The organism is Ekhidna sp. (assembly GCF_965227465.1).
Taxonomy (GTDB): Bacteria; Bacteroidota; Bacteroidia; order Cytophagales; family Cyclobacteriaceae; genus Ekhidna.
This window is the reverse complement of record NZ_OZ245746.1, coordinates 1,117,274-1,132,041: the sequence shown is the minus strand read 5'-3', so window position 1 is coordinate 1,132,041 and position 14,768 is coordinate 1,117,274. Positions and strand designations below refer to the sequence as shown.

Below are 14,768 nucleotides of genomic sequence, written 5' to 3'. Positions count from 1 at the left end.
AGCACAGCGAAAGTTGTGCTTTTTTTGTTTGCTGGCATTTCAATTTCTCCTAATAAAAAAGCCCCATCCAATTGGGATGAGGCTTTTAAAAAGTAATGTGTAAGCTATTTCTTGAAAATTCTTCTCGTTACTAATTCTTCTCCCAAATCAATTGACAATAGATAAAGTCCATTTTCCAGATTGTTCAAATCCAAACGTACTTCATTCACTCCCTCCTCCATATCTTCATGTTTGATCATCAGGACCCTTCCATTCATATCCATTAGACGGATAACTCCTTTAATACCTTCGTCTCCATTGATACTAACGATCAATTCATCCACTACTGGATTCGGGTAGATTTTCAGGCCATGCACTACTTGAATTTCATCTGGCATTTGAACTTCATTTAGTTTAGTAACTGTCAAACTTCCTCCAGCCGATCGAGCTCCACCTGTATTTATTCCGAACACATTAATTTCATCCAGATAAATATCATCTCGATTTCCTGATGCATCACATCTGAACCTTACTTTCATATTAGAAGCAAAATCCACATTGCTACGATCCAATAGAACAGATGCAGCATAGAATGTATTATTATTAAAATCTGTTCCCCTAGCGAATGCGGCTACTGTCACATATGAAGAGCCGTTATAAATCTGCAGCCAGAAATCTTCTCCATTTTCCATAGATACTGGTAGGAAGTTGAAGTCGACTCGCAGTTGATCATAGCTTGTTATATCTACACTGTTGGTATAGGTGATAACAGATGAATTCGTATTGTCTTGAATTCCAGCAGAAGCAGATCCTGCATAAGCCTTTGAGGCATCCGTTGAACGGTAGGCATCCTTGCCTCCATCTGAAAAATTATCCCAGCCTGATTCAAAACCATCATACGAAATCAATGTCTCACCAGTTGTGCCAGCTTCACCTGTTACTGAAATTGGGGTCGAACCAGAAACCGCATTGTCATTATCTGTAGCAGAAGCTGAAAGACTAAAAGTTCCTACTCCTATTGTCCAATTCAATGAATAAGGAGCTGAGATATCTGAACCTACTGAAACTCCGTCCACGAAAAATTCAACCATGGAAATGGTGCCATCAGTGTCGGAAGCATTAGCCGTAATTGTAATGACCTCCCCCTCTGTAAAGATGGATCCATTTGAAGGAGCTGAAATCGTAACTGAAGGTGCCACATTTGGCACTTCCTCTCCGTATCGCATGCCAAGTCCCGCTGAATTATCCTGAGCGAAAATGGTCCATTCAGAGGTGGTATATAGATCGTTTGGAGTATTGATTACGTCGTTCCTGCGTAATGTGACGTCTTGCGCATAAGTTGATGCACTGTTAAATGTTCCAAGGATATCAATGAGCACATCTTGATAAAACAATCCTACGGCATCATTTCCATTGAAAGTAAGCTCTGAGTTACCTCCTGTGAAATCAGCTTTGGATAAAATGTCCGCATTCGCTGAAGAATTTGCCAATACGTACACTTCTCCATCATTCAGAGACCCAACTAACGCAATACCACCGGACCAGCTACCCGCGCCATTGGTTTGCTTTTTGACCACATATCCTGTCATATCTAAAGCCGCTCCAGAAGTATTTGCCACCTCCAGGGCTTTATTATTCGAACTACCCTCCATGTATTCAGAGAAATAAAGTACTCCTTGAGGTGCTGGAGCTTCACCAGTTATGGAGATAGCAACCGAGGTGGTACTTGCTCCATCATTGTCCGTTGCGACCGCAGTTAGACTCATCACCCCTTCCACAGCAGTGAATGAAGCTTCATAAGGAGAAGTGGTATCCGTCCCAATCGATGAACCATTAACAAAGAACTCAACAGAAGCAATTGTCCCATCTGAGTCGCTTGCAGATGCAGTAACCGAAACCGTATTTCCGCTTGTAACGATTACGCCATTCGAAGGAGATGTAATATCCACCACCGGTACTTGGTTAGTAGGTGCCACATTCATTGTATGAGCACCTAAATGACTAAAATCATCAGAAGCATAATTTGTCCATTCAGAAGTTGTGAACGTTGCGTTTGGTGAATTTATATCAGCATTTCTGACCATGGTCACATTCTGACCAAAGGTTGCAGTGCTATTAAACACGCCGATTGCATCAATTAAAACACCTGTTTTGTATAGTGATATTGCATCGTTTCCGTTGAAATTGAGTTCTGTGCTAGATCCTGTGAAATCCGCTTGATTTAATACAGTAGCGCTTGCTGATGAATGCGCAAGCACATAAACATCTCCATTTGCAAGTGTCCCGGATAGCGTAATTCCGCCTGACCAGCTTCCTGCCCCATTGGTCTGTTTTTTTACAACGTAATTGGAAAGATCTACACTTGCTCCGGTAAAGTTGGCGATTTCTATTGCCTTATTGTATGATGACCCTTCGACATATTCAGAAAATAGGAGGTCCGTTGCATTACCACCTCCGGTAGACGCTGGATTCACAGAAATGTTAAAGCTTTGACTGGTTATGTCAGTACCATCTGTTACCTCAATGTTTACCGCATGTGTTCCAATATGAGCAGTGAGGGGGGTTCCTGATAATGTCCCTGATCCATTGCCGGAATCAGTAAAACTTAGCCATGATGGTAGAGTTGGAGCTGTAAGCGTTCGTGTTCCTGTGCCTCCTGTCGTTGTAATACTGTAAGTATAGGCTACATTCTCAGTTGCAGATGTAACTGGTGTAGAAGTAAAATTAGGCACAGTTGGAGTACCTCCTCCACCGCCCCAAATTGAGTCAACATACTCCGGGTGATCAATGAATGGGTTACGATTACCCTGATACCCATAAATGATGTCATTTCTTGTTTGCTCATAGGCATCTACCGGATCTTGCTGATGCCACAGTAGTAACACAGAAAGTTTTGCGTGTAAAGGTGATTTATCACCTGAACCAAGTAGGGTCTCAGTCAGTTCAAGATCAGGCTCACCAGCCTCTCCTTCATATCGAGTGGCCATGTAAAAAAGCATGCGAGCAACATCTCCCTTTACCGCGTCACGTGGTTCCCAAGTGAATGATGCGGAACCTCCGGTATAAGATTGAGTGGGCCCAGAGTACTGACCACTGCCATCCACATATTGCACGGTAGCCTCATCAAAGTTTCGATTGCTTCGTGCAGAATTAGTTGATGCATCCTCTGCTCTCAAATGATGTACATCTGTACCTGCACCAAGTGTTGTACCAAAATCACCACGAGACTTTGCCCAAACATGTTCTCGAGTCCAGCCATTTCCCCCATCATATTCTGCTGCTGCATTCATGGAAAATGCAGAGTAAAGCCCTATAACGTTGCTAGGATTGTTTGGATCCACATCGGTTTCTTTCAAAATATCCCAGGTATCTGTTGTAGAGGAAGAATAAGGGTATTCAGTATGCCCTTTGATAATTGTATTCAATGCGGTCTTCAATTCAGAACCGCTTTTCCCTTGCGCTGCGTCATAATAACCAGCAGGAATCTGTGCTATAGACACACTTGTGGCTATAAGCATTAAAATGCCAAGAAATCTTCTCATAATTGCTCTTAAGTTGTAGGTTGTTACGGGTTAAATCTAAACAAAAGAACTATACCCTCAGCAGGTTTTAAATCTTTCCAAGTAAAGAGATTGTTAAGTTTTTCAATGGGTTTGATGACTTAATTCTAATTAAACCACGAATGAATGCTTATACAGCAATTATGAATTGCTCCTTTTATACAAGGTGTTATGACCTGGAGATTCTTATTGAGTAGTAGTTATAACCAGATGTGACTCCCCAAAATAAAAGTCCTTTTGTTTGCTTTGAAGGTCCTTTTGACGAGCTCTGATTCCTTCTACATTTTCTCGAAAATCTTTTACAACCACTTTAAATCCATTCTCATCCTTTTCAATGGCCATTGGTGTTAGGGGATTTTTCTCAGCGATTAACTTTATATATTCCGTACCGCACGGACATTTGACGTTCCACTCGAATGGCAATTCAATCGTTTGATTGATCCGATCTTTTCCTATATAATAATTCTCCATCATCAACACTTGTGTCCCATCGTCCCAGATATTTAACAGCGAAATAAAAACAGGCCTGGTTGTGCTCACATAAAGGCTCAAATCATCTCCCGATTCGAAAACCAATCTTCTGGTGCCTTTTTGTGTGGTAAGATTTACTTGCACTCCCCCATTTGCCTTGTTTAACAAAAACTCAGATCTGACCCTGGATACATGCCTTTCATCAGGATAGAATACAAGTCCCTTTTCTAACAGATCTGCTTTAGGGATAAATACAGATTCTGAAGCAAACACATTGACCGCTTCTTCACCATCGAACTGTTTGAGTGAAAAAGCCACTAGTACATTATCATCTTTGAGCCAGTACGAACTAATCAACTTAAACTTAGATTCTTCAACCACCTCAACCTCGTACTCTGGCAATACTTTAATCAACTCATCCTCCAAATAACCTGAAAACGTGCTAACAAGATCGGTGTTTTTGTAAGTAGTAGGGGCTAGTTGAAATGCCTTGATATCCGATTCATTGATGATCGATTGCACCATTATTTTTAACCGCTCATCGATAGACAAACTGGATGCTGTTTTTGCTTTTGATAGCCTTTCTGAAATTAAATTATCATACAAATTAATTTGAGTAGTCTTCAGAATAACCGGATTAGAAACCCCTAGTCTTGGTAACGTTTCACTTCTTGCTTTGGCGAGCAAAAGAATAGCGGAAAGACGAGACAACTCTCTTGAATCCGGATCATCATCCGACTGCATTTGATTTAATCCACTTTTCACTTCATTCAATGCGTTGGAAAGTTCAATGAAGACCGGCTTGATCAATTGCTTTTTTTTCAAATAGGCCATCGCATAAGCTATCTCATTGATCGAGTCATAGTGGGTTTCCACTTTCATTCCACCATCATATAGCACTTGCCTGGAGATAGAGTTGGGTAGAAAATATTCAGATGCTGTCTCGTCTGATGCACTTACTACTTCTAGAAAAAGCGATTCGCCCAAGTTCAAAATGGCAAAGTCAATCACGTCATCCAGTGCTATAAGTACTGGTCCTTCACTTTTTTCAAGGCTTGAGTATCCAACTAAATATGATTTATTGGGATACAAGTCCTCCAAAGAGGCTGGATTAAGCCAATCAGGTTGAGCATAACAACCTATATATCCGACTAGAAATACAGCCAAAAGCGCTGAACGCATCAATCTCTTTTTATGAAAATAAAATCTCCTCCCTCATCTCCGGCTTTATTAATAGTCCCATACAAGGGTATTACATCACTGTTGTTAATTACGGCTATTCGCAAACTACTAAAGAGCTGCTCTGAGGCCAGGTATTTCTCTGTGTTTCCTTCGAGTCGCTTAAATAAATACTTGATGAATGCGCTTCGGTCTGGCACTTCAGATAAAGAACCACTAGTCATGGCTTTCCTACTTTGCATCTCATACAATTTGTTAATTGCTAATGAAGCATCCGAGAAGGCTTTTCTAGTCTTAAAAATAGAGCCTGAGAAACAAGCATCAGCAACCAAAAGGGTGTGCTTCGACTTGATTGCACCAATTTCATCCGTCAGGGTACTGTTTCTAAACCAGTTGGATGTACTGGATTTTCTACCATCTGAAGGAATCCAATAACCAATCTCACTGTCTTCATCATAATACCCATGGCCAGCATAAAAGATCAGCACATTGTCATTATTGGTTACTTTTTCGCGCAATTCTGCCAACTCATCAATAATATCTGCCCGTGTGGCGTTCTTGAGCAGTGTGATGTTTTCTTCTTCAAAAGTATAATCTCGGATAAGAATTCTTGCGAGATCTTCTGCATCCTGAATAGGTTTATCCAAATCAACAATTTCCGGATCATCATAATCGTTCATACCGATAATAAGGGCATAATACTTACTAGAGGCACTTCCCAATCCTACTGATGCCACCACTGGGTCAGCTGGTTTTCCCATAAATTCATAGGTACGTTCAAATTTCTCTCCCGACCCATCAATCACTACAAATTTCAGTTCATTTTCTCCTTCAACTACCTCCACCATTTTAGAGAACGTGCCATCAGGATTTACCGGAATAGAAAAGTTATTTAGAAGGAACACGTTGACTCCTTCTGAATCTTCAACTTTCCCTTCAATGAGCATTTCTTTTGAATAGATGGTCGTCAATCCCCGAGATTTCATTTCGAGTTTTTCCGGAGCATTTAATACCAAAATGGTAGGACTATTTCCCTTAAAGGATACCCTGACTGGAGCAGTAGTATGCTCTGTTTTCTGAGCCGATGCGCAAAAAAACAACAGGACTGTAAAGAAGGATATAATATATTTCATCGTCTTTGTATTTTAATATTCTTACTTTTCTGATCATTGATTAACACCTGAAGCATATAGATTCCAGATGAGAGTTGATTTAAATCAAGCTCAAATTCATTTCCGCGATTTGTAATCGTTTGTCCATCAAGAGTCTTAACAACCCTGCCCTGATGATCAAACAATTGGATGGTGGCTTCCTCGTTTGTGAGCGATTCATGGGCCAATACCCGAACATATACAACATCTTCACTTGGATTCGGATATGCTGCCAATACATTGACCATACCCGGCAATGGAGGATTTTCTCCGTAATGGATTTGCACATGTTTCGTTCTACTAGAGACGTTAACTTGACCTACAGCCTGCATATCTATTATTTGTCCGTTTTCAGGGATGATCATATAAAGTGGATTCCCCACCTGATTCACTAACGATTGATCCCATTTAAGTGTTGTAATGGATCCATCTGTTACATCAAGATTGAAATCCCATGTAAAATCCTCAGTGTGAGGCACTCGATTGATGGAAGTGCCGTTTTCTGCATCCAATAAATTCATTCGTATGGAAGCATCAATAGCCGGTGGAGATTGACGATCTAAACGATCGAGCCCGATGCTAGAACCATCCTTGAATGCAATACCCGATAATGAAGAGTAGTACTTTTCTCCTATGACATCCACTCCGATTTCCCAATCAAATGGGCTGTTGAAATATCCAGAAGAATTATCGCTTCGAGCCACTCGACCACTATTTAAGGAGGCTGGTGTTGGAATATAAACCGTAAGGGTAGATCCGGATGTATTATTCACCCACCCACCTTCAAATACTTTTATTTCACTTTCAGTTACATATCCGACTTGCGCGCTAGTCATTGGAATCCATTTGATAAATTCAGCTTGCACATCTCCAGATTCAATGTATGCTTCCTGAACGTTGTAACTAATCACATCTCCCCAATTCCAGGAAGCGTTGAATGGATTACCAACCAAATTCCAGCCTGCATTGAGGACTAGTTCAAACTCGCCTGATTCGTTCAGATTAGGTGTCCCATTGTCAGGGAGTACCACTTCAGGTGCGATAGTTGAAATGAACCAATAACCATCACCGCCTTGTAATCTCGAACTCGCTGAAAGATCTCTGCTACTTCCTCCGGAATAATTTAGGAGCCTCCACGTACCTTCCTTTCCAAGATTAGTCACATCAGGCACAGTAAATACTTCATTGATTCCTACCGATTCGGCAGGAACACCAATGATTCGATAGTTACTCGCCTCCCTGCCTAAGGAACTTATAATCTGAATAAAGGCATTTTGAATATCAGATGCATCTATTGCCGTAATTGCAAATGTTTCTTCAATTGTTCCAGGACCATCGGCTTGCACGGTGACACTATAGTCTCCCTTTGTTAGCTCAACCTTCGTAACTAATTGATTTGAAATGATTTCAAAATTCTCGGAACCAGAAGTAATAGATAGTGTGTAATCATCAATGGTATTATCTTCATCCACAATGCCGATATCTCCAACTATTTTCCCTGATGGGCCTGCAGTTATAGAACTGTTAGAAAGGAAGAGGCTCTCAGGTGGAATACTTTCAACCCTGGCTGTAACCACCCACTCCTGACTGATTGCATTTTCCGAGGTGACTGTGTAAGTGACCGGACTACTAAAGTTCTGAGCCACTCCGGAGGCCGGAGCAATAGTGGCATTGGTAGAAACAAAAATGGTAGGCGTCAATGAACTTAGATCAGTTCCAGAAGGCATACTTAATATTACGGTATGTTGATCTCTATCAATTACCCCTTCCGTACTAGCTATTAAAAAAGATAGGATATCTGTTGAATCATTAGCTGATACGGATACATCGACCGCCCAATCCTGAGTGGTGACATTGTCAGCTGCGGTTACGGTATAGGTAACTTCACTGCTAAAATCATTTGCGGTTATACCACTCTCTTGTGTCAACCCGGCAATTGCTGCGTTCGCTCCGGAAGAAAGATTAAACGATGCAATCAAATTGGATACGTCTGTGCCAAAGGCTACTTCAATATCGATAACTCCATCTGTGATATTGGCTGGACCCGTTTGCTCATCAAAACTGTAGGCTAAAATCTCAGTTGCCGTATTTGAAGCTTCAAACACGGTGACTAACCAATCCTCAGTAGTTACATTATCTGCAGCAGTTACCGAATAAGTAACCGGACTAGAAAAGTCATTAGAAGTAACTCCACTTTCTTGGTCAGTTCCTGATATTGTGACTTTTGCTCCTTCTGATAAGGTAAATGAGGCTATCAAATTGGTCAAATTTGTTCCGTTAGCCACCTCCACTGTAACTGTACCATCACCAATAGTTGCTGGGCTGGTTTGTTCACTAAAACTGAAGGTTAAAATCTCAGTTGCTGAATTTAATGCCTCGGTCACATTTACTATCCACTCTTCTGTTGTTGCATTATCTGCCGCTGTTATAATATAGGTTAGTGGGTTGCTAAAGTCGTTAGCAGTAACTCCACTTTGCTGGCTAGTCCCCCCAATAGTGGCTGTTGCACCTGTAGATAAGGTAAACGAAGCAATCAAACTTGAAAGGTCAGTTCCATTGGCAACTTCAATTGCAATCATTCCATTACCAATGGTAGCCGGACCTGTTTGTTCAGCAAAACTGAAAGCTAAAATCTCAGTGGCCGTATTTGAAGCTTCAAACACAGTGACTACCCAATCTTGAGTAGTAACTCCATCCTCTGCAGTTACTGTGTAAGTAACTGGATTGGTAAAATCATTTGAAGTAGACCCACTTACCTGACTTGTAACTCCTACTACAGCACTGGCACCAGTGGAGAGACTAAAAGTTGAGACCAGATTTGTTAAATCGGTACCATTGGCCACTTCAACGAGTATCGTTCCATCTCCAATTGTAGCAGAACCTGTTTGTTCCGCAAAGCTAAATGCCGTGAAAGCTGTGGCCTCATTTGGATCCACTGTCACAGTAACTACCCATTCTTGTGTGGTCACTCCATCCTCAGCTGTGACGGTGTAGGTTACCGGATTACTAAAGTCTTGAGCTGTTTCCGATTCCGGTGATACGGAGGCGTTGAGTGAAATTTCAATTGTTGGTGTAAGTGCAGTAACATCTGTTCCAAAAGGCATGCTGACATCCAAAGTATTGGCAACATCATCAATAACTGTTTCTCCCACTTGATTTGGAATGGTGAATGAGGTGATGAATGTTTCAGAGGAAAACGGGCTTTCACTTTGAAATAGTTCCTGTACTTCAATATCAGAAAATGTTCGCCTGTATACCTTAATCTGATCTACAGATCCATCTAAATAATTATCAATATCTTCTAGTGAACCAATAAATGCCAAACCATTATTAGTATCGATCTTACCTACCCGTGGCTGGCTATTATCGAGAGCTCCATTTTTATAAATGCGGACTTCTACCCCATCATAGGTGAAAACAAAATGTTCCCAGGATCCATCTGAAACTTCCGTTGAAATGGATTCTCCAGTCGAGTTAGCAACTGAAATGACTAATAATGATCCATTATTTACATAAGCTCTGATATTACCAAAGCTTAAGATGTCTCCAAAATCTGTTGAGTTATCAATATTTTGCCACCAGGAAAACGTAAGATTTTCACTTCCTCCGGCAAAATCTGCATTTGGGATTTCCATGTAGTCATCTACGCCATCGAAGCTGTAGGCCTGACCAGAATCACCTGACCTATCCATGGTTGTTAAAGGCCCATTTATAGAAGGGTCAAATCCGTATCCTGATGCATCCAATGAGTCTCCGTCGAATGGAAGATCTAATACAGGACTAGCACAATTTTCTGCGTCTCCGGATATGGTCCAGCTATAGTTAGCTATCAATTCATCACGTGCTGGTCCAGACAGGCAGTAAGCTAAGCCTGAGGCTCCAAAGACTATTCCAGTAGGAATGATCTCGGATCCACCATTATCATCAGCCCAGCCTAAGAGCGTTCGATCGAAATTGGCTGTGGACATACCTGAGTTATCAAAAATGGAGATCGAATTAGTAACCGAAGAAATATCCCAATTTCTCAGATTCTGATCGAAAGAAGAGGCTCCATCGAAAAGTCGCTCCATGTTTTGAACACTGCTCACATTCCATCCGGAAATATCAGCATTAAAGCTGCTGGCACCTCCAAACATCCCATCCATCCTGGTCAAACTCGAAACATCCCAGGCACTCAGATCACCAGTAAATGGCGTATTGTTAAACATATCTGCCATATCCGTGACTTGTGAAACATTCCATGTGCTGATGTTCCCGTTGAAGGAAGTTGCTCCTAAGAACATCCCATTCATAGTGGTCACACCAGAAACATCCCAGTTATTCAAGTCTCCATTAAATGAACTACAGTTTAGAAACATGTGTGTTATATTCGTCACTGCACCTAAATCAGGTGCATCTGTAGCATTGTAGGTGAGGTTTGTACAACCGGCAAATGCATTATTCATTGATGTCCAGGTAATATCCCCCCATTGTTCAACGGACTGAATCTTATCTATGTGTTGTCCAGCTCCCCCACTATTGAAAAATATTCTTGGAAAAGTCCCTGAAATAGCTACCGAATATGTTCCTGCTATTGCATAAGTATGATTCGCATCTGCTGTGAATCCAGACTCCACTGTACCGTCTCCCCAATCCACAGTGTAGTCATATATTTCACCATCTAAACCGATAGGTATATTAATCGACTCATTGTCTGAAGTTGTTTGCCAGGTGGTGATGAATGAGGATGGAGCGCTTTGCAGCCAGTTATTTTCAGCGTAAAGATCTTGAATTTCGGCATAAGTTAACGTTCGGTTATAAATTCGAATATCATCTATCGACCCCCCATAGTATTCGTCGTTTACTGTTCCTTGCCTACCAACGTAAAGATTACCAACCGAAAGATCGTATGACCGACCGGTTTCTGTAGCAACCAATTCTCCATTTAAGTAAAGATTTGCATTTGAACCATCAAAACTGGCCACTACCTGTACCCATTCATTGGCCTTAAGCGGAACCCCTGTGTCTCCCCAGGTATCTCCAACCATAATATTTCCGGATGTTTCTCGTATGCCCAGATACATAAAGGCACCTCCTGCAGAACCTGCATCCCACCAAGAAACAATCTGGGATTGACTGCTTATGTCCCCGTCCCAGTTAACCCATGTAATAATTGTAAATGGGTCATTTACGACATCAAATTGCTGGGCTGGTGCCAAAATATAATCATCGGCTCCATCAAAACTGTAAGCAGCATCTGCATTTTCAAATCTGTCGCTTGCTAAAGCAGGAAACGTCGAAGTTGTACTACCGTCTCCGAGTGTTCCATCTTTTCCACTTCCGGATGCATCGGTTGCGTCTCCAGAAAATGGATAATAAGCAACCAAGCCGTCATTTGGTGTACATTCCTTTAAGTCTCCATTGATCGTCCAGCCATGAGTATTAAGTAATTCATCTCGAGCGGCTTCACTCCCACAAAAGTTTAGGCCATCTGCTCCAAGCGTGATTCCGGCAGGAATGGTTTGAGTTCCGGCATTGTCATCCGCCCAGCCAAGTAAGGTTGCATCGTAATTATCTGTGGACATGCCTGAGCCATCAAACATTTGACTCATCGAAAAAGAGGTAGCACCCCCATCAGCTACAACACCAGAAATATCCCAATCTCCAAGGTCTTGATTAAAAGATGATGAATTAAACATTAAAGACATGTCCCGAACGGCACTTACGTCCCAACCTCCAACGTCCTGGTTGAAGGCGGTACCGGAGAACATGCCTGCCATGTTCGTTACCAGACCTACTCCCCAAAGGCTTAAGTCCTGATTAAAACTTGAAGCACCGTTAAACATGTTAGACATATTAGTAACTGCACTTACATCCCAATCACCGATATCCTGATTGAAAGTGAAATTTCCGAAAAACATGCCCCTCATATCAATCACATTGCTTACATCCCATCCATCCAAAGGCTGATTGAAATTGGTTGCCAAAAACAATTCTGACATATCAGTGATCGAACTAACATCCCATGCATTAACTGCTCCATTAAATGATGAGCCTCTAAACATTTGAGATAAACTGGTTACCCCGGAAAGATCGGGAGCATCACTAGCATTGCTTGTGAGATTTAAACATGATTCGAACGCACCTTCGAAAGAAGTCCATGCAATATCCCCCCACTGCTCAATGGTTTGAATTTTATCAAAATCACCAGTATTATTGAAATGGATTCTCGGGAAAGTACCCGATATAGAAATGGTGTGCGTTCCTGCCGTCGTATAAGTATGTGAAGGAGACGCATCTGTCGTAATAGATTCAAAGGTACCATCTCCCCAATCTACGATGTAATCATACGTCTCTCCCGAAAAAGTGGGGATTGTAATCGACTCATTCGTAGCGGTTGTTTGCCAGGTGGTAATGAAAGAAGACGTTGTAGAAGTGTTTACCAAGCCAGAACGTAAACCAAAACTAGCTGAAGTGGCAAGCCCTGATGTGCTTTGACCAAAGGCACTGTTCAACTGATAGGTACCACTACTGGAACGATTACCTCCTGAGTAATTTCCTTCACGACTAAGTTCCGGCTGCCCAAAACATAGCGAAACGGCTAAGACTAATACTATTGAAAGTAGTTGCTTCATTGTGATATAAACCCTCAATCTTCAGAACCTAAATTGTTGACTTTGTTTTCGGACGTAATGCCCAAGGCTTTTTCGATCCGTGATAGGGAGGACTTGAGATCAGCCAACTCAGCACTGAGTTTTTGATTGTCAGATATAAGTGATGCATTTTCTTTTTCCAGCGCTTCTACCTTAGCAATGAGGTCTTTCACAGCCTGTATTGTAACAATTTGAGCGTTGTAAGTATCAATTTGTAAGATTTCTTGAGAATCACCATCAAGATACTCACCACTACCCTGTACAGATTCAGGAAATACTTTTTCATATTCCTGAGCAATAAAATTGTAGTAATACTTATCCTTAATCGAAGGATGCTCAGCTTTCCACTGCTCTGTATATTTAAACTTAACAGGGCGCAGTTTTTTAATCAACGCTATGCTATTATCAATATCGCTAATCGCTGTTTTAATTCTCCGGTCTGAGTTGGCAAGCCAATCACCAGCAGATGTTTTGGAGGCTGCTCCTTCTACTTCCAGTAGGTTAGCAGTTGGTGTCCTTCCAACCCCTACATTTCCACTTGCTTGTATTCTAAGTGCTTCAGCATTATCAACTATCATCAATAAGTTATCATCTGTGCCCCCAGTGCTGTGATCATACCTGATACTTCCACGCGTACTTCCGTCTTTTTGAAAGATAGTTCCTGATATATCTAAATTACCATTTGCATCTAAAACCAAATAAGCATTAGTACCAGCGTCAATTTTAAGCTCCGTTTGACCCGTCCCTTCAACCTCCAGCTCAGTTGAAGGACTTTCAGTACCAATACCCACATTTCCAAGCTCATTAATTACCAATGAAGACGTAGAGGTATACCCATTGAAAATGTAGAATTTACCAGGAGCATTTGATGCAGTGCTGCCACCCATTGAAATACTAAATGCATCGCCTAAATCATTTCTCAATACAAAACCAGACCATCCTGTCCCATCCGTATTTTGAATCCTAGCTAAAACTCCTCCCGCAGCATCTGTCCCTATGATATCGAATTCGCTGGCTGGGGTTGAGGTTCCTACCCCAAGGTTCCCGTAACGATTGATGGTCACGCGTTCATAGAGATCTTGATCGGTTTCACCAAAAGTACTGGGTCCATAAGTGTAAAATGCCATATTAGTCTCTGGTGAAGTACTGAAATCAGTTGCTGCACTGGTTCCTATCCTTGCCCCAACCTGAAAATTAGTACCATCATGCCCCATGAAATCTATGTTACCGAGGCTATCTCCGGTAAGTAATGCACCTGGAGTAGCAGACGTTCCGCGTGCCTTTCTAAGATCTAAACTGACCTGATTATCATCTCTAAATTCTTCAAAAATTGCATCGCCTGTATCATTTCCTTGAATGTGTAGTGAGGCATCAGGTGCATTAGTCCCTATCCCAACATACCCGTTGGTAGCAGAGTAAATATTTCTTGCATTCAAGGCATAAGCTGATGATGACAATGTATAACGAGGACTCAATGTTTCCGCACCCACTTGAACTTCCAAATAATATTGTGTATCGAAAGCTAATGCAAGTGGTGAGCCTTCAGTTCCTAGAATAACGGAAAAGTATCCATCTGTAACGGAGACAACACTGTGACTCTCTGTCCATAAATTGTTACCAGCACTGGAAGCGTCATAGATTGTGAATGTCAAAGAGTAGTTGCCATCAGTAACTGCATCCCCCGTTCCCGGATCTGCTAGATAGCCCTGAAAATGCATGGTTTCAGGCACCTGTGCCAAGCCAAATGCAGCGTAAAAAATCAAAATAATGGAAGCTATTTTTTTCATGATCTTATA

Annotated in this window: 5 protein-coding genes; all 5 read right to left on the bottom strand. The window is 41.6% G+C overall.

All coding sequences use genetic code 11. The annotated features are described in order from the left end of the window. Positions 1–104 precede the first annotated feature (104 nt). Positions 105–3,521: an endonuclease gene (locus ACO05G_RS05005; RefSeq protein ID WP_421764972.1), complete on the bottom strand. Its 3,417-nt coding sequence runs from the start codon at positions 3,519–3,521 to the stop codon at positions 105–107. Positions 3,522–3,725: 204 nt separating this feature from the next. Then, a complete protein-coding gene (locus ACO05G_RS05000) occupies positions 3,726–5,192 on the bottom strand; it encodes a hypothetical protein (RefSeq protein WP_421764971.1) in 1,467 nt (488 codons plus the stop codon). After that, positions 5,192–6,322 carry a caspase family protein gene (locus ACO05G_RS04995; RefSeq protein ID WP_421764970.1) on the bottom strand — a complete coding sequence of 377 codons (1,131 nt, stop codon included), beginning with the start codon at positions 6,320–6,322 and terminating at the stop codon, positions 5,192–5,194. The genes ACO05G_RS05000 and ACO05G_RS04995 overlap by 1 nt, the downstream gene beginning before the upstream one ends. Next, a complete protein-coding gene (locus ACO05G_RS04990; RefSeq protein WP_421764969.1) occupies positions 6,319–12,954 on the bottom strand; it encodes a BspA family leucine-rich repeat surface protein in 6,636 nt (2,211 codons plus the stop codon). Before ACO05G_RS04990 ends, ACO05G_RS04995 begins: the two co-directional genes overlap by 4 nt. A gap of 14 nt (positions 12,955–12,968) precedes the next feature. Then, positions 12,969–14,759 carry a tail fiber domain-containing protein gene (locus ACO05G_RS04985; RefSeq protein WP_421764968.1) on the bottom strand — a complete coding sequence of 597 codons (1,791 nt, stop codon included), beginning with the start codon at positions 14,757–14,759 and terminating at the stop codon, positions 12,969–12,971. Positions 14,760–14,768 lie beyond the last annotated feature (9 nt).